Below are 15,744 nucleotides of genomic sequence, written 5' to 3' on the forward strand. Positions count from 1 at the left end.
GGGATCAACCTGCCCGAAACCGCACCACCCCAAAAACTAGCCCAGTGACTCCACACAGCTTGACAACTTTCGAGCGTTGCTGTTAAACGTGCAGTAAGTGAGAGAGGGTCAGACGGTGCGGACAACGTCCTCGTAGCTGAACTTGGGCTTTGCTGCGCCCCAGGCATCTTCCGCGGGCTGGCCGATGTTGACCACGAGGAAGCTCTTCTGATCACCCGCGGGGAAGAAGGCTGCGTCGATGGCGCTGAAATCGGCTCCGGTCATGGGGCCGGCGGCGAGGCCCAGCGAGCGGACGGCAATGATGAAGTAGCCGGCCTGCAGGTGGGCGTTGTTGTTGCCGGTGGCGGCGGCCAGGTCCGGTGCGGCGTCGTACATGGCCTTCGGGGCGTTGTACTCCGGCAGGAAGGTGTCCCACTGCTCGGCCCAGGCGGTGTCGTAGCTGAGGACGGCAACCAGCGGAGCCGAGGCGGTCTTGGCCTTGTTTCCGTTGGCCAGCGTGTCAACGAGCGTGGCGCGGGCCTGGTCTGAGCGGACGTAGGTGACGCGGAGGGGCTGGGAGTTGAAAGCCGTGGGGCCGAACTTGGTGAGCTCGTAGATGGCGCGGGCCTGGTCCTCGGTCACCTCGCCGGTGAAGGAGTTGGCGGTACGTGCTTCGGCAAAGATCGCGTCGACTGCGGCCGGGTTGATAACTGCTTCTTCGTGGGCAATGGTCATTGACGTACCTTTCGCTGCGCAGCGCGCCTGTTTAGCGGCTGTCTGTTCCCCGTTCCATAGTTGCAACTTCAAGTGTTCCTGTCTTCTTCCCATGACGGCACGTGACGTTGCGCACTGGACGGCGCTTTGCTGCGCTGTTAAAGGTCCCCGGTAGACGGGGCGGCGCGGTATTGTTGCAGCGGAAGATCCCGGCCCGTCGCGGCACCCCCCTGAAAGGCCCCTGTCCATGAGCATGCTCGGAATGAAATGGAAGCTCCACGGCAACGGCAAATCGATCAAGCCGGGGCACGTGGTTGCCCCGGACGAGCGGCTGGCCTGGCCGCTGACCATCGGCGTTGGCATGCAGCACGTGGTGGCCATGTTCGGCGCCACCTTCCTGGTCCCCATCATCACCGGGATGCCGCCGGCCACCACCCTGTTCTTTTCGGGCATCGGCACCCTGCTGTTCCTGGTGATCACCAAGGGCCGTGTCCCCAGCTACCTGGGCTCCAGCTTCGCGTTCATCGCACCCATCATGGCGTCCCAGCAGCAGTTCGGCGTCCCGGGGGCGCTGGGCGGAGTGGTGCTGGCCGGCGTCGTACTTGCCCTCATCGGCGCCATTGTGCAGAAATTCGGCGCAGAATGGATCAACCGGCTGATGCCGCCGATCGTCACCGGCGCCATCGTGGCGTTGATCGGGTTGAACCTCGCCCCCGCCGCGAAGCAGAACTTCGACGCCGCCCCGATCACCGCCGTTATTACGCTCGCCACGATCATCCTGGTCAGCGTCCTGTTCCGCGGCATCATCGGCCGCTTGAGCATTCTGGTGGGTGTGGTGGTGGGGTACCTCGTGGCCATGCTCCGCGGCGAAGTGAGTTACGAAAAGATGGAGGCGGCTGCGTGGATCGGCCTCCCGCACTTCCAAACCCCTGAGTTCCACGTGGGTGTGCTCGGCCTCTTCATCCCGGTGGTGCTGGTCCTCGTGGCCGAGAACATCGGGCACGTCAAGTCAGTGGCGGCCATGACCGGCCAGAACCTCGACGGCGTCTCCGGCCGCGCGCTGATGGCCGACGGCGCCGCGACCGTGCTGGCCGGCATCGGCGGCGGCTCCGGCACCACCACCTACGCCGAAAACATTGGCGTGATGGCAGCCACGAAGGTGTACTCGACGGCGGCGTACTGGGTTGCCGGCGTGTTCGCCATTGTGCTGAGCTTCTCACCGAAATTCGGCGAACTGATTGCCACCGTCCCACCCGGTGTTCTGGGCGGCGCCGCCACCATGCTGTACGGCATGATCGGCGTTCTGGGCGTCAAGATCTGGGTCCAGAACAAGGTGAACTTCTCCAACCCCATCAACCTGACCACGGCCGCCGTCGCGCTGATCATCGGCATTGCCGATTACACGTGGGCCATTGGCGATCTGACCTTTACCGGCATCGCATTGGGCTCCACCGCCGCCCTGGTGATCTACCACGGCATGAAAGCCATCGCCAAGGCCCGCGGCACTGTGGCGGAACCCGAAACCGAGGTGGCCGGCCTTCCGCCCGCGGTGAAAGCCGCCGTCAATGCCGCGCAGAAGCGCGCGCCGAAAAAGCGCTGAGTCAGGCCGCGTGGCCGCCGCTGAGCTGTTGCGCGGCTGGTCCGCCGCGGCCAAAGACGGGCCGCGGTTCCGGGCGTTTGGGCACCAGTAGGCTCTCGTCTTCCGGGTGCAGCTTGAGTTGCCGTAACGCCCAGGGGACCAGGTACTCGCGCGCCCAGGTCAGGTCCTCGGTGCGGGCCTGGCGCCAGCTCCGTGGAGCCATCCGCTTAGGCTGCTGGGGCACCAGGGTGTGTGGAACGCCGAGGCTGTTCAGTACTGCCGCCGCGATGGTGTGATGGCCAAGCGGCGAGAAATGCAGCCGGTCCGGATCCCACATGCCCGGGTCCGAGAGTTCGCGCAGGAACCACAGGTCAACCATCACCGCGTCGTGGCGGGCAGCCACGGTATGCAGGTTCTCGTTGAAGATGGCCACTTTCCCGCGGATCTGGCTGAAGATTGGCGTCGCCCCCCAGTCCGGGCCGGCAAAAAGGACCACGGTGGCTCCGGAACGGGTCAGTTGCTCCACCCCGATATCGATTCTCTCGGCAAGGCGGTCAGGATCGCTGCGCCGGAAAACGATGTCGTTGCCGCCCGCCGAGAGAGTAACAAGATCGGGTTTCAGGTCCAGGGCCGGGCTGAGCTGTTCATCGAGGATCTGCCGAACCAGCCGCCCCCGGACGGCCAGGTTGGCGTACGCAAAATCCGGCTGGTTGCCGCTCAGTTCTTCTGCAACCCGGTCTGCCCAGCCCCTGTAACCACCCCCGCTGAGGGGCTCGGGATCACCGATCCCCTCAGTGAATGAGTCGCCTAAAGCAACCAGCCGGTGCCAAGGATGAGGTGCAGAATCAGCGGAGGCCTCCGGGGTTACCGGGTTTTCCTTCCAGGCATTCATGGCGTGCTCCCTGTTGTGTGGGGTCCCTTGAGGGCCGGTGATTCAACTGAAACAAGTCCACGGAAATCGGTGGTTTCCCGGTCAGGCGTAGTCGAGTCGTCCCGCGAGGCCGCCACGATGTTCATCGCGGCCTCACGAAGTCCCTGGTGGTTATGCCTGGCAACGGTCCGGAGGTACTGCAGGGCAACGACGTGGTCCAGCCCGTAGTCGGACATCAGCGTACTGACGGCAACGTCCATGAGGACCATGGAGCTTTCGGCTACGGCCCGTTCTGCGCTGGCTTCCGCGCGTTCGGCCACACGCAGCACAACCCGCAGCGCCCTGGCCACCTCCCGCGCGTAGGCCAGGGTTTTGACGATGTCCTCGCTGGTGAAGGCGTGCGGGGTGGAAGCGTAAAGGTTGATCGCGGCACTTGAAGCGGCCGCGGACACGATCGGCATGGACAGCAAGGATCTGACGCCGTGATCGGCGGCCGCGCTGGCGTATCCTGGCCAACGGCGGTCACGGGCAACATCGGCGAGGTGAACAAACTCTCCAGAACGCAAGGCCTCCAGCACGGGCCCGTCCTCGAAGGAGCACTGCTCCTGGTCCGCGGCCAGTGCCACGGCGCTGCCGGCAGCAACGGTGTGGGCAGACCCGTGGCGGAAGTATGTGGCGGCCCAGCTGATGCCGCGGTGATCGCCGTCGATGCCGCGCATGAACTCATGGGTTACTTCAGCAAGGAAAGTCTCTACGTCCTTGCTGTCGAACACCACATCCTGGGGATCGGGAAGTGATTCCCAGGCCGGTTGCGCCGGAGTCTCCGCGGCCATGATCCACGCCTTGGTTCGGAACGTGGCCCACTGCAAAACCTCTTCCTAGGATACGTCTGTATCGGTCAGGATGGGCGAAAGTACGGCAGATGGACGGAGAAGGGTGCCGCCCGGCACGACGCCGGACGGCACCCTTTCACACTGCGGGAATATGGGTCTGCCCGCGGCACCCACCGGTCACCCGGCGCTGAAGCTTTCCTCGTCGTCGTCCTTCGGTGACTTCTCCGCGGGAAGGTCGTTGCCGCTGCCGTCCGGCAACCCGGACGCCTCCTGGCCCGGCTCCGAGGAGAAGGGCTCGGAGCCCTGCGAATCCGCGTTCGATTCGTCAATTTCGGCTTCGGCGGAGGGCACCTCCGCGTCGCGCGGAACAGGCGGCTCCCCCGTTTCAAAACCCGGATCATTGGTGTCAGCCTCGGCGTGAAGCTGGTCCTCAGTCCCGCCGAACCGGCCGGCGCCGGGCTCGCCGGCACTGTCCTTGTCCTCTTCGTCGAAGTGGCTGAGGTTCGGGGTGCCCGTAGCGAACGTTTCGCCGTCGGGGCTGTCCTGGTTCAGGCCTGCCGCGTCAAAGTCCTCTTCCTCCCGGGGCTGGGCGAACTGCTTGCCGCCTGCACCGCCCATCTCCTGCTCGGCCGTGGGCGTGCCGTAGCCACCGGCTTCTTCTTCCGGCGTGGTGCCCTGACTGTTCTGACTCACGTTTCCTCCTGTTGTGGATGTGGATGAATCTGGCTCTGCAAATCTTGTGGCCCGCTAGAGGCCCTTGCCGCCCGTAACAGGCAGCACCGCTCCGGAAATATACGATCCCTGGTCCGAGGCCAACAGCACGTAGGCCGCCGCGAGCTCGGCCGGCTGGCCTGCCCGCTGCAGAGGCGTGTCCTGCCCGAAGGTGGGAAGCTTGTCCGGCCATTCGGTGGCGGGGATAAGGGGGGTCCAGATGGGGCCCGGTGCCACCGCGTTGACGCGGATCCCCTTCGGTCCCAACTCCTGGGCAAGAGCCTTGGTGAAGGCAACTTGCGCTGCTTTGGTCATGGCGTAATCGATCAGCTCGGGCGAGGGGTTGAACGCCTGGATCGAGGCCGTAGTGATGATCGAGGACCCGGCTGCCAGGTGCGGCACCGCGGCCCGCGCCGTCCACAGCAGGGAGTAGAGGTTGGTCTTGAACACGCGGTCGAATTCCTCGGTGGGGAGCGACTCGAAACTGTCCCGGTTCTTCTGGTAGGCCGCGTTCAGCACCACCACGTCCAACCGGCCAAACTCGGCCGCCGCATCCGCCACGATTCTGGTACTGAACTCCTCTTCACGCCCGTCCCCGGCGAGCAGGAGAACCCGCCTGCCTGCTTTGCGGATCCAGTCAGCCGTATCCTGGGCGTCTTCTTCCTCTTCGGGAAGGTAGGAAATTGCGACGTCGGCCCCCTCGCGGGCGAAGGCGATGGCGGTGGCCTTGCCAATCCCTGAGTCCCCGCCGGTAATCAGGGCAGCCTTGCCCTGCAGCTGACCGTTGCCTTCGTAGCTGAGTTCGCCGTGGTCCGGTTTGGGGTCCATCGGCGCGGTAAGGCCCGGCTGCTGCTGTTCCTGCTTAGGGAACGGCCCCGCGTGGTAGCCGCCCCTCGGGTCTGTGGGCTGGTCCGTCTGCTTCTCGGTGTCGCTCATCGTCCGCCTGTCCAATATCGGTTTTCCAAGGGCACCCCGGACTTTTCCGGCCCTTCGAAACTATCCCGCCGGGCGGAGCAAGTCCACCATCGCGGGAAGAATAATCAGTAAACTTATCAAAAGTTGATCGCGGCGCAACTTCGGCCTAGTTTTGGAGCACCCGTCATGGGCCAGCCGGCCAATAACGGGCACCGCGGGAGGGGAAGCCATGTCCGATGTGGAGGACTTCACAGGCAAGACCGGCCGGAATGAAACCCGGGAGGAGCAGCTGGACAGGAACTGGGCCGAGCTGCTGCAGGAGCTCCGGGTACTGCAGACCGGCGTCCAGATCCTTGCCGGCTTCCTGCTGACGCTTCCGTTCCAAGAGCGCTTCGAGACCCTCGATGATTTCCAGGTGGGCCTGTACCTGGTCAACGTAGTGATTGCCTCCCTGACCACCGCCCTGATCCTCCTCCCGGTGAGCGTCCACCGGAGGCTGTTCCGCCAGCGGCTCAAAGCCACCCTGGTGTCCAGCGCCGATTCCATCACCAAGCTGGCTTTAGGCGGCGTGGGAATGCTGAGCGTGGGAACCGCGGCGCTGGTTTTTGATGTGACCATAGGCCGGGCGGCCGGTCTGACGGCAGGAGGCGTCCTGCTGGCCGTTCTTCTCGTGCTCCTCGTTCTTGTTCCCATACGGCTCAACAAGCGCGCCGCCACCGAATGATACGCAGTCAGGCCGGGCAGGGTATTTCAAGAAGGCAGCTGGGACCTAACGAAAGAGCGGATATGCGTAAATGGGCCAAGGAACACGGGCTGCTGCTGGTCAACGCCGGGTTGTTCCTGGCGTTTTTTGTGGGAATGATCCTGTCCGGGGCTGCGGCCTACAGCGAGGAGCAGGCAGCCCACGGCCAACCCGGCGTCAGCGTGCTGGAATATCTGTCCACCGGCAATTTTGTGGAAGCGACGTTTGAGAACTGGGAATCCGAGTTCCTGCAGATGGCGATGTACGTCGTTCTGACCGTTTTCCTGTTCCAGAAGGGCTCATCCGAATCCAAGCCGATGGGCAAAGAAGCCCCGCAGGACGAGGACCCCCGGAACGCAACCATCAAGGCCGCCACGCCTTGGCCGGTGAAGCGGGGCGGCATGGTGCTCAAACTGTACGAGCACTCATTGTCCCTGCTGCTGTTCCTGCTCTTCCTCGCCTCGTTCAGCATGCACGCCTGGGGCGGGTCTGCAGCGTACAACGAGGAACAGCAGAGCCACGGCGAAGCCACGGTCAGCGTCCTTGAGTTCATGGGAACCAGCCAGTTCTGGTTCGAATCCTTCCAGAACTGGCAAAGCGAGTTCCTAGCCGTCGCCGTCCTGGTGGGCGCGTCCGTCTATCTCCGCGAAAAGGGCTCCCCCCGAGTCCAAGCCGGTGGCCGAGCCGCATTACGAAACCGGCGCCTGAGCCCGCACCTGCCGGTGCCGGTGCCGGTGCCCCACCCGTTGGTGCCGCAACAACCAACTGGTGCGTTACGCGCCTTCCAGGACCTGGGTGGTAGCCCACGCCACGTACTTTGCGGCGTTTGCGACGGCGTCTTCCACGCTTGGGGCGACATCCAGCAGTTGGGCGGCTGCCACTACGCCATGCTCCGCCAGCTCCTCCGGCGTGACCAGGATCCGGCCGGCCACCACAATCACCGGGATGCCCCGCTCACGGGCGGCATCAGCGAGCGCGATGGGCGCCTTTCCGGTCAACGACTGCGAGTCCATGGACCCTTCGCCGGTGATGACCAGATCGGCGTTTTCCAGTTGGCCGGCGAGGCCGGTCAGTCCGGCCACCAGCGCAAATCCGCCTTCCAGCGTGGCATTGGTGAAGGCAAGGAACGACGCCGGGAAGCCGCCCGCCGCACCGGCTCCCGGTACGTTGACGTCCCGGCCCGTGGACTCGCGCAGGACCGAGGCCCAGTTGCGGAGCCCGGCGTCGAGCAGTTCCGTTGCATCCTCATCTGCCCCCTTCTGGGGACCAAAAACGTGGGCAGCTCCCGTGGGGCCGTACAGCGGATTCTGGACGTCCACCGCGATCCTGAAAGTTACGGCGGACAGCCGCGGATCCAGCCCCGACATGTCAAGGGCAACGATGTCGGCGAGGGACCCGCCGCCCAGCGGAACCACGTTTCCGGCGGCGTCGAGTGGTTTGAGCCCCAGCGCGCGCAAGGCGCCGCTGCCGCCGTCGGTCATTGCCGAGCCGCCGAGCCCCAGCACGATCTCGGTGGCCCCGGCGTCGAGGGCTGCCGCGATCAGCTGGCCGCAGCCGTAGCTGTGGGCCCGCAGCGCGTTCGCCGGGTTGGGCTCCATCTCAGCCAGGCCTGAGGCCTGCGCCGTCTCAAGGACGGCGGTAGCACCGGCGTCGGAATTCTTCCGGATGGCCCAAGCGGCCCCCACCGGGGCGAGGATGGGACCCACGACGGCGTTGAGCCGCTCCTCGTAACCCGCGGACACAGCTGCCTCCAGGGTTCCTTCACCGCCATCGGCAATGGGGAACTGTGTGGCGACGGCGTCCGGGTAGACGCGCAGGGCACCCTCGGCGATGGCGGCGGCGGCCTCGGCAGCGGTGAGCGAGCCCTTGAATTTGTCCGGAGCGATGAGAATGCGCATGCCGTCCATCATGCCATTCACCCGCGGGAAAGCGCTTGCCGATCCGTAATGCGGACGTACGGCTGGGCAGACAGCGGATCTTCGGCTGGCGGGGCTTCAGGCCGGCCTGCGCAGCCGGGAGGGTGCAGGGAAGGGGACGGTGCGCTGCTCTTCGGCGGCGCGCCCGACGAGCGCCGGGACGGCAAACGTCACCACCGGGCGGGCTTCGGCGTCATCCTTCGACCTGATAGTCAGGCTCCTGGTCCCGTCCGGAACGGAAGGGGTGAACACTTGCAGGTTGCGTGAACCCACGGTGGCGGAGTCCTGCAGCGAGTACTCTGTGCCGAAGTGGTCCTGGACCATGATATTCGGCGGCGCGCCGTCCTTTGATGCCAGGTGGATGTTCACCACCAGTCCGGTGTCCCAGATCTCGACGGACAGGACGGTGAATTCGGCCGATTGCGTGACATGTGTGCCATAGGTGGGTGGCAGCAGCATTCCGCGGAGGGAACCGGTGGCTGGCAGTTCAAGCATGATCGTTCCTGTTGCTCGTCCCCCGTCGCTGAGCGGCTCACGATTCGTCCGGTCGCCGGCCCTTGCCGGAGGGTTCGGCAGCGGAGTTAGTCCCCCTCGCGGCCCTGGTTCTCGAGCCGGAAGTTGGCGGACTGGCCGCCGCTGCATGTTCTGGTGGGTGATGTGAGCCGCAGCGGCGTGGCCTGGACCGCTCCCCGCAACTCCTGTGGCTGGCTCTGATTCCCAGCCACGGATTTCGAGTCCTTTCCGCAATCGCCAAAGTTAGTAAGGGTACTTATAAGTACCCGTCCAAGCCGGCTTTGTGTCAAGAGCCAGGAGAGGGGCAGCACCAATCCTGCGGAAAACGTGCGGAAAACGCGGCCGGCCGGCGGAAATTACTGCCGTTTGCGCAAAACCGCGAAGTACCCCGGCACCAGGCTGTCGCCCGAGGCCTCGGTCATCGGGTTCGTCTCAATCGTTGCGGTGCCGTCCTCCAGCAGGGTCCACCTTTCGGCCGGCAGTACGCGGGCGAGCTCCTCCGGTCCAAAGCGCCCCGGCATGGGCAGTTTCCTGATGGCAAGTTCCAGGGGCGCCGGAATGTTCCCCCGGGATGCGCCGAGGTGCGAAACATACTCCACCGGGTTTCCCTGAAAGTTCGTTTCCGCCAGGAAGACCGTGCCCTGCTCGCCCACCAACTCCAGCACGTTCTCCATCAGCGCCGCCTGGTCCGCCCGGTCAAGGACGTGGAGCACGCCGCGGATAAAGACGTTGACGTCCCCCGGCTCCCGGAGCCCGGTACCTGCCCCCGGCTCCGTCATGTCTCGCGCCAGGTAACTGACGTTGTCCATGCCCGCGGCTTCGTCGCGGGCGCGGGCCACTGCGTGCGCGGATACATCAACGCCGAGAACCTGCGGATAAAACCCCGCAAGCGCCCGGCTGAAGCCGCCGTGGCCACAGCCCACATCCACCACCGGAAGGCCGGGATCAAAATGGCGCTCCAGGACCTCACGGTAACCCAGTACCTCATGGTCGGTGCCGGAGTCCCACAGCACCTCGCTCCGCGCCCCGGTCTTGGCGATGCCGGCCCAGTAACGGTCCCAGGCCACAGCCCTGTCCTTGGGGGCAGCCCGGGACAGGCTGATGAGCTTGGGGAGGATCAGGTACTTCCGCAGGGCGGAGCGCACTGATGCAGCTGGGGAGGACACCGTTCAAATATAGGCCCGGAACGCCGCCAGAAGGTTTCCGCCGGGCTGTTCGTTGGCGCGCAGGTCCGGCGGCCGGGTTCTCAGGTTCGGCCAAATGCCACTCCGGACGCTCGTTCTCAGGCCGCAGCCACCTGTTCCTTCAGCAGCCACGCCATCGCTTCGTCCCGCGCGGTGAAGAACCGGGTGGGGCACGGCAGTTTATTAATGCCCAGGATGAAGTTGGCCAGCACTTTATCAACGGGCGACGCTCCCAGCAGCGCAATGCGGGATGCCTGGCAGGGGCGGCCAAAAACCGCGCGCGCTCCCCTGCTGACCTGCGCCGTGCTTGCCATATCCACCAGCATGGGATGCCTGCCGGTGCCACACAGCTCATTCACGCCGCGCATGGCGGCCTCGGCGTCGGCTTCGGAGATGGACACGCCGCGCTGCCACGTCAGCTGGACAACGCCCTGCCCATCCAGCCCCAGATCCGCCTTGACACCACCTGCCGGCTGATTCGTCACGATTACCCTCCACACACATTTATAAGGAATTGCTGAGCGCCGTCCCCCTACAATGTACTCATTCACCAGTGAACTGGTGCTAATTCAGCGCACAAAGGGGACAGGTTGCCAGGGGACACTCCACATGTCGCAACGGTGCCGTACCTGGCAGTCGTTGCCGACCCCGACGCCGGGCGGCGGCAATCGAGCTCGACAGCCCTGGAATCGGCGGGCTTCACCGTCAGCGCCACGGCGAACTCTGCGGGCCTGTCGGCCCTTCTTGACAGTTCCTCGCCCTCCGTCCTGGTTCTGGACAGCTCCCTCGCGGACATCGAGGCCGCGGCCCCGGCGCTGGTGCTCGTGGACCTCGACAGCCCGGCCGAGGTGAAGGCCGTGGAGCACGCTGGAGTCCGTGACTGCATCGCCAAACCGCCCGCGGCCAAGGAGCTCGTCCACCGCGCCACGGCGCTCATCAACCTGGTTTCGCGGCGGAACGAGGCCCGCCAGGAGGCAGAAACGCTGCGTGAAAGACTGCGGCAGGTCTCAGCTGCGGTCCGCGGCACCAACGATCCCCAGGAGATCGCCGACCTCGTGGTGAAGGGGTTTGGGGAAACCTTCAGCGCCGACCGTGTCTGGCTGACAACGTTCGACGACGAGCGGGTACCACCGATTACGGCCCAGTGGCACCGGCACAGGCTGGCACCGCTGCCGGACGGCCTGTTCAGTGATGAGGGGTCTGCCCAGCGGGCCGCGGATTTCCTGTGGACGCGGGCTGAAACCTTGACCGTGGAGGGCGCCCACCTGCCCGGGCCCGGCGATGTCGCGCTGCCTGCCGAACTCACCGCCCTCGGCGCCACGGCGTCGGTTACCGTCCCGATGGGGGAAGGCAATTCATCCCTGGGGATCATCTGGATAGCCCTGATGGACTCGCCAAGGGATTGGTCCCGGGCCGAACTGGGACTGATCCAGCATGTGGCCGGCAATGCGGCCCACGGCCTGATCCAAAGCCACCTGATCACCAGCCAGCAGCAGGTGGTCAAGCAGCTCCAGGAACTGGACAAGGCCAAAACCGACTTCCTGGCCACCGTCAACCATGAACTCCGCACTCCGCTGACCTCGATCATGGCGTACCTGGACATGATCCAGGAGAACACCTCCGATCCCGTCTCCCACGAGGTCCACCAGATGCTGGACATCGTGGTCAGGAACACCGAACGGCTGCGCCTGCTTGTCGAGGACATGCTCAGTGTCTCCCGCAACGGCCACGAAGAGAGTCCGCTGCACCTGACACCGGTCCGGCTGACGCGGACACTGGAGATTGTGACGGCCGCCCTCAGGCCGCTGGCCAAGCTGCAGAACGTCACCATCGCCGTCGCGCCCGCCCCCGAAGACCCCGAAATCCTGGCTGACGAGGTGCAGCTGCAGCAGGTCTTCACCAACCTGGTCTCCAACGCCATCAAGTTCACGCCGGGAGGTGGCCGGATTGACGTCGGCACCGCTTTGCACGCGGACGCCGACGGCGCGCGCCAGGCAACTGTCAGTGTTTCGGACACCGGGATGGGAATTTCCCAGGACGAACTAACCCATATTTTCACCCGTTTCTACCGCGCCTCCAACGCCATGTCCGGGGCCGTCCCGGGGACAGGCCTTGGACTTGCCATTACCCAGGACATCGTCAAACGCCACGGTGGCCGGATCGACGTCGCCTCGGAACTTGGTGCGGGGACCACTGTCAGCGTCAGCCTCCCCCTCGAAGGCCACGCCGTACAGGTTCCTTGACCAGCTCCGGCCCGTACACCATGCAGGATCCCTGAAACCCCGGAAGGAGGCCTCAATGTTCAGCGACGACGACCCCAGGCTGTCCCAGCTGCTGGACGGTATTGTCCGGCTTGCCTCCGGAGACCTCCAATCACGGATAGAAGTATCACCGGCCCGGGACGAACTCGACGCCATCATCATGGGCACCAACCTCCTGGCCGAAGACCTGCAGATCATCTACGAGGAACTTGAGCAGCGGGTGGAGGTCCGGACGCAACTGCTGCACGAGGCCCACCGTGAAATGCAGAAGATGGCCATGCAGGATCCCCTGACCGGCCTTGCCAACCGGTCTGCGCTCCTCGCGGCCCTCAAGTCTTCACGGGACGAAGACAACGAACTCCCAACCCAGCCCGTCGTCCTGCTCCTTGACCTGGATGCCTTCAAATCCATCAACGACACCCTCGGCCACGCGGCAGGCGACGAAGTGCTGATCACCGTTGCGGAGCGCATCCGCACCGCAGTCCGCGCCACAGACGTTGTGGGCAGGCTGGGAGGTGACGAATTCGCCATCGTCATGCCGGCCACGAGCGTGGACCAGGCCGCCATTGTTGCCCAACGGATCCTGGCGGCGCTGAAGGAGCCGATCGACCTGCCGGACCGCACCATCCGCTGCGGGGCGAGCATGGGACTCAGTATCGGGGAAGCACGGCGGACACCGGAGGACCTCATGATGGAGGCCGACGTCGCCATGTACGCCTCCAAAGCCGAGGGACAGAACCGGCTCCATGTATTCGAACCCGGGCTCCTCCTGGTCCGCCGGCTCCGCAGCCAGCTGCTGGACGATCTCCGGGCCGCCATCAAGGGCGAGGGTCTGATCCTGCACTACCAGCCGGTGGTGGAGCTGGACACTGGACGGATCGAGGGCGTGGAAGCCCTGGTCCGGTGGAACCACCCCTCGCGCGGCCTGATCATGCCTGACGAATTCATTCCGCTGGCCGAAGACGCCGGGCTCATCTCCGAGCTGGGCCTGTGGGTACTGACCACCGCTGTTGGCCAGCTGCGCACGTGGATTGACGCCGGCGTGGTGGACAGCCGCTTCTCCGTCCGCATCAACATCTCCGCAACAGACCTGCAGAGCCTGCAGTTTATCGAGGACGTCCGCGGCGTCCTGAAGGACACCGGGGTACGGCCGGAACAGGTTGTCCTCGAGTTGACTGAAGTGGCCATCGTCAAAGGCAACGAGCTGGACCGGTATTCATTGGGCGGGCTGCGCGGACTGGGCGTGGGAATTGAGATCGATGACTTCGGCACGGGCTACTCCTCCATCAGCTACCTCCGCCGGCTCCCCGTGGACCGGGTCAAGGTGGACCGCTCGCTGATTGTTGGCCTCGGCACCGACCCCAGCCAGCCGCCGCTGGTGGCTGCAGTCCTCCAACTGGTGCGCGCCTGCGGCCTGGAAGCTGTGTGGGAGGGCGTGGAGACAGCCGAACAGGCCGAGCACCTCAGAAGCCTCGGCTGCCTCAGCGCGCAGGGATACTTCTTCAGCAAACCGGTCCCGCCGGAGAATATACCGGAGTTGCTGGGCGGGACACCGGCTGAAAAGTAATACCGGTTGACGATTTAGGGGCTGCACTTTGGTTCGTGCCGATATACGATCAACTTGCGGCACCCGATTCTTCGCGGGCAGGAAGAACGGCATACATCAGCACTACGGAATTTCGAAAGCGTCTGAAACTTGAAAACAAAAGGGCCAGCGGGCCATTACTTCGTCAGTTGGGGGCGTCGCTAATGACTGTTCGGGTGCAAGCATGGGGAATTATTGCTGCTGTCCTGGCGGATTCCGATCCCGCCGGAGCAGCAGTGCGGCAACGGCTGAGCGACAGCCTGGGCGAAAATCCGGGCGTGCCCGAGCGCGCGTTGCTGGAATACCTTCTGGAACGGCGCCAACAGGACAGCGCAAACGGGGGAAATCCCGACGCCGCCCGCTCGCTTCAGCCGCTGAATGCCATGCCACCGCTGCTGGCTGAGCGGTTGGACTCACTGCGAAGCCTGTCCCGGATCAGTGCGCTGCTGGAAAAGCAGATGCTGATGACCGCGTTCCAGCCAATTTACGGACTTGGGTCCAGGAGCGTCGTCGGTGTTGAGGCGCTATCGCGGTTTGTCAGCGATGACGGTGCCGGAGCGGAGCTCTGGTTTGCCGAAGCTGCAGCCGTAGGCCTGGGCGCCAACCTCGAATTCTCGGCGCTGGCATCAGCTGCGGCCGCTGCGGCCTCACTCCCGGAGCGTCTTTACGTTGCCCTCAACATCTCGCCGAAATCATGCCTCGATCCTCGGCTGCCTGAATTGTTCGATCACATCGAGCTGCCAATTAGCCGCATCGTCCTCGAATTGACGGACGGAATTTCGGATGAGGAATACTCGCATTTTATTGCCGCCATTACGCCCCTTCGTGACCGCGGGCTGCGCATAGCAATTGACGATTCCCACCCCAATGCCGGCACGCTGAGCCGCATGCTGCATTTACGTCCCGACTTCATCAAACTCGGCAGGAACATGATCAGCGGAGTGGACCAGGACCCCTCCCAGCAGGCGCTGGCCGCATGCATGGTGGACTTCGCTGAGCAGATCGGCTCGGTCCTGGTGGCAGAGGGCGTGGAAACGGCCGAGGAACTCCGGGTCCTTACCGAGCTGGGCTTCAGCGCCGGCCAAGGCTATTTGCTCGGACGGCCCTCCGTCCGGCCCAAGGACTGGGCCGCCTGGAACACCCCGCTCGATGCCGAAGGGCTGCGGCACACCAGTGCCGAGGGCAGGAACGCCGCCGAAGCCACCCACGCGGTCCACGGGTCCAGCGGGCCTGACCGGCACTGACCCGACGTTTTCCGTGCACAGCACCTGACGTTTTCTGTGCGAATCAGGCTACTCGCTATGTCCTTGGTCGCCGCTCATCTGATCCTCGGCGGGCGGGGTTTCGCCCGGCGGAACTCCCCCGCCCGGCTCCAGGCCAGTGATGTTCCCTTCCGCGGGGTCGGGATTTGCCGAGGCTGCAGAGTCTTTCTCCGGCTGCTGGGACTCCGCCGCTGACTCCCCGCGCGCTGAATGCTCGCGCCCGGATTCCTGCCCCGGCTGATCGGGGTTCGCGGGGTCATTCTCCGGATGGTAACTGCTCATGGTGCGGCTTCCTCTCCTCAATTTGGATGCGGCTTCTTCCGCAGCTCTGGACTAATTGTAAGCATGCTGATAATTCTGGACAGGTAGCGTCCGGCGCACTGGAGAGCAGTTGGCCGGCGCGCATCGTCACTGAGGAGCATCGTCACTAAGGAGCAGTCAGATGGGCATTGGAGACAGCATTGGCAAGGCCGCGGAAAACGCCATGGAGGATCTGGCGGGCACGTCCTCGCCCACGGAAGGCACGCACGTTCCGGAGCCAACGGACCCGAACAGCGACGTTGAAGTCCACTCCTCCATCAGCGAGGGCTCAAACGCCATGGAAGCGGAAAAGGAGAAGGCGCCGGGCGAGGATGACGAGGACCCGTCAATCAATCTCGGCCACAGCTGACCACTTCAT

At 64.7% G+C, this 15,744-nt stretch carries 17 protein-coding genes and 1 pseudogene; 7 read left to right on the forward strand and 11 right to left on the reverse strand.

Features of this window, described 5'->3' with window-relative positions:
* Window positions 1-108: 108 nt before the first annotated feature.
* Window positions 109-714, reverse strand: a complete 606-nt coding sequence (locus tag ACP7AX_RS18590; protein WP_131684312.1) for a malonic semialdehyde reductase — start codon at window positions 712-714, stop codon at window positions 109-111.
* A gap of 226 nt (window positions 715-940) precedes the next feature.
* Between ACP7AX_RS18590 and ACP7AX_RS18595 the strand changes: the two genes are divergently transcribed.
* Window positions 941-2,293 carry a solute carrier family 23 protein gene (locus tag ACP7AX_RS18595; protein WP_131684311.1) on the forward strand — a complete coding sequence of 451 codons (1,353 nt, stop codon included), beginning with the start codon at window positions 941-943 and terminating at the stop codon, window positions 2,291-2,293.
* Between the two features lies 1 nt (window position 2,294).
* Here the strand turns inward: ACP7AX_RS18595 and ACP7AX_RS18600 are convergent, their stop codons facing one another.
* The 4 genes from ACP7AX_RS18600 to ACP7AX_RS18615 form a co-directional block, all read right to left on the reverse strand.
* Window positions 2,295-3,164, reverse strand: coding sequence for an SGNH/GDSL hydrolase family protein (locus tag ACP7AX_RS18600; RefSeq protein ID WP_426228608.1), 870 nt, complete (start codon window positions 3,162-3,164; stop codon window positions 2,295-2,297).
* The gene (locus tag ACP7AX_RS18605) at window positions 3,161-3,976 is read right to left on the reverse strand and encodes a GAF domain-containing protein (protein ID WP_426228610.1); all 816 of its coding nucleotides are present in this window, start codon (window positions 3,974-3,976) and stop codon (window positions 3,161-3,163) included. Before ACP7AX_RS18605 ends, ACP7AX_RS18600 begins: the two co-directional genes overlap by 4 nt.
* A gap of 177 nt (window positions 3,977-4,153) precedes the next feature.
* Window positions 4,154-4,669, reverse strand: a complete 516-nt coding sequence (locus ACP7AX_RS18610; RefSeq protein WP_426228612.1) for a hypothetical protein — start codon at window positions 4,667-4,669, stop codon at window positions 4,154-4,156.
* A gap of 54 nt (window positions 4,670-4,723) precedes the next feature.
* Window positions 4,724-5,623 (reverse strand): SDR family oxidoreductase, encoded by a 900-nt coding sequence (locus ACP7AX_RS18615; protein ID WP_426228614.1) that lies wholly within the window; start codon window positions 5,621-5,623, stop codon window positions 4,724-4,726.
* A gap of 208 nt (window positions 5,624-5,831) precedes the next feature.
* Between ACP7AX_RS18615 and ACP7AX_RS18620 the strand changes: the two genes are divergently transcribed.
* Both ACP7AX_RS18620 and ACP7AX_RS18625 read left to right on the forward strand, forming a co-directional pair.
* Complete coding sequence (locus tag ACP7AX_RS18620; protein ID WP_426228616.1) at window positions 5,832-6,326, forward strand: DUF6328 family protein; 495 nt, start codon at window positions 5,832-5,834, stop codon at window positions 6,324-6,326.
* A gap of 62 nt (window positions 6,327-6,388) precedes the next feature.
* A pseudogene (locus ACP7AX_RS18625) lies at window positions 6,389-6,949 on the forward strand (DUF6766 family protein); the annotation flags it as partial.
* A gap of 168 nt (window positions 6,950-7,117) precedes the next feature.
* On the opposite strand, the gene ACP7AX_RS18630 reads toward ACP7AX_RS18625, so the two are convergent.
* The 5 genes from ACP7AX_RS18630 to ACP7AX_RS18650 all read right to left on the reverse strand — a co-directional run bounded on the left by ACP7AX_RS18630 (window position 7,118) and on the right by ACP7AX_RS18650 (window position 10,442).
* Window positions 7,118-8,242, reverse strand: coding sequence for a glycerate kinase (locus ACP7AX_RS18630; RefSeq protein WP_426228618.1), 1,125 nt, complete (start codon window positions 8,240-8,242; stop codon window positions 7,118-7,120).
* Between the two features lie 96 nt (window positions 8,243-8,338).
* A complete protein-coding gene (locus ACP7AX_RS18635; protein WP_131684303.1) occupies window positions 8,339-8,755 on the reverse strand; it encodes a hypothetical protein in 417 nt (138 codons plus the stop codon).
* 86 nt (window positions 8,756-8,841) lie between these two features.
* Complete coding sequence (locus ACP7AX_RS18640) at window positions 8,842-8,985, reverse strand: hypothetical protein (RefSeq protein ID WP_426228620.1); 144 nt, start codon at window positions 8,983-8,985, stop codon at window positions 8,842-8,844.
* Between the two features lie 144 nt (window positions 8,986-9,129).
* Window positions 9,130-9,939, reverse strand: coding sequence for a class I SAM-dependent methyltransferase (locus ACP7AX_RS18645; RefSeq protein ID WP_426228622.1), 810 nt, complete (start codon window positions 9,937-9,939; stop codon window positions 9,130-9,132).
* Between the two features lie 116 nt (window positions 9,940-10,055).
* Window positions 10,056-10,442, reverse strand: a complete 387-nt coding sequence (locus ACP7AX_RS18650) for an STAS/SEC14 domain-containing protein (RefSeq protein WP_131684302.1) — start codon at window positions 10,440-10,442, stop codon at window positions 10,056-10,058.
* Between the two features lie 105 nt (window positions 10,443-10,547).
* Here ACP7AX_RS18650 and ACP7AX_RS18655 point away from each other — a divergent pair, with 105 nt between their 5' ends.
* From ACP7AX_RS18655 to ACP7AX_RS18665, 3 genes are all read left to right on the forward strand, one after another.
* A complete protein-coding gene (locus ACP7AX_RS18655) occupies window positions 10,548-12,200 on the forward strand; it encodes an ATP-binding protein (RefSeq protein WP_426228624.1) in 1,653 nt (550 codons plus the stop codon).
* Window positions 12,201-12,255: 55 nt separating this feature from the next.
* On the forward strand, window positions 12,256-13,785 hold the full coding sequence (locus ACP7AX_RS18660; protein WP_426228626.1) for a putative bifunctional diguanylate cyclase/phosphodiesterase: 1,530 nt from the start codon (window positions 12,256-12,258) through the stop codon (window positions 13,783-13,785).
* Between the two features lie 182 nt (window positions 13,786-13,967).
* A complete protein-coding gene (locus tag ACP7AX_RS18665; RefSeq protein WP_426228628.1) occupies window positions 13,968-15,047 on the forward strand; it encodes an EAL domain-containing protein in 1,080 nt (359 codons plus the stop codon).
* Between the two features lie 48 nt (window positions 15,048-15,095).
* Here ACP7AX_RS18665 and ACP7AX_RS18670 read toward each other — a convergent pair whose 3' ends face one another.
* Entirely contained in the window at window positions 15,096-15,347 is a 252-nt protein-coding gene (locus ACP7AX_RS18670; protein ID WP_426228630.1) for a DUF6480 family protein, read from the reverse strand.
* A 160-nt stretch (window positions 15,348-15,507) separates the two neighbouring features.
* Here ACP7AX_RS18670 and ACP7AX_RS18675 point away from each other — a divergent pair, with 160 nt between their 5' ends.
* A complete protein-coding gene (locus tag ACP7AX_RS18675; protein ID WP_426228632.1) occupies window positions 15,508-15,735 on the forward strand; it encodes a hypothetical protein in 228 nt (75 codons plus the stop codon).
* Window positions 15,736-15,744: the final 9 nt, after the last annotated feature.

The sequence above is a fragment of the Pseudarthrobacter sp. DSP2-3-2b1 genome (genome assembly GCF_049895945.1).
Lineage (GTDB): Bacteria > Actinomycetota > Actinomycetes > Actinomycetales > Micrococcaceae > Arthrobacter.

Coding starts and splice junctions, on each gene's coding strand:
- ACP7AX_RS18590 (WP_131684312.1), bottom strand. CDS start 714: ATGACCATTGCCCACGAAGAAGCAGTTATCAACCCGGCCGCAGTCGAC.
- ACP7AX_RS18595 (WP_131684311.1), top strand. CDS start 941: ATGAGCATGCTCGGAATGAAATGGAAGCTCCACGGCAACGGCAAATCG.
- ACP7AX_RS18600 (WP_426228608.1), bottom strand. CDS start 3,164: ATGAATGCCTGGAAGGAAAACCCGGTAACCCCGGAGGCCTCCGCTGAT.
- ACP7AX_RS18605 (WP_426228610.1), bottom strand. CDS start 3,976: ATGGCCGCGGAGACTCCGGCGCAACCGGCCTGGGAATCACTTCCCGAT.
- ACP7AX_RS18615 (WP_426228614.1), bottom strand. CDS start 5,623: ATGAGCGACACCGAGAAGCAGACGGACCAGCCCACAGACCCGAGGGGC.
- ACP7AX_RS18620 (WP_426228616.1), top strand. CDS start 5,832: ATGTCCGATGTGGAGGACTTCACAGGCAAGACCGGCCGGAATGAAACC.
- ACP7AX_RS18630 (WP_426228618.1), bottom strand. CDS start 8,242: ATGCGCATTCTCATCGCTCCGGACAAATTCAAGGGCTCGCTCACCGCT.
- ACP7AX_RS18635 (WP_131684303.1), bottom strand. CDS start 8,755: ATGCTTGAACTGCCAGCCACCGGTTCCCTCCGCGGAATGCTGCTGCCA.
- ACP7AX_RS18660 (WP_426228626.1), top strand. CDS start 12,256: ATGTTCAGCGACGACGACCCCAGGCTGTCCCAGCTGCTGGACGGTATT.
- ACP7AX_RS18665 (WP_426228628.1), top strand. CDS start 13,968: ATGACTGTTCGGGTGCAAGCATGGGGAATTATTGCTGCTGTCCTGGCG.
- ACP7AX_RS18670 (WP_426228630.1), bottom strand. CDS start 15,347: ATGAGCAGTTACCATCCGGAGAATGACCCCGCGAACCCCGATCAGCCG.
- ACP7AX_RS18675 (WP_426228632.1), top strand. CDS start 15,508: ATGGGCATTGGAGACAGCATTGGCAAGGCCGCGGAAAACGCCATGGAG.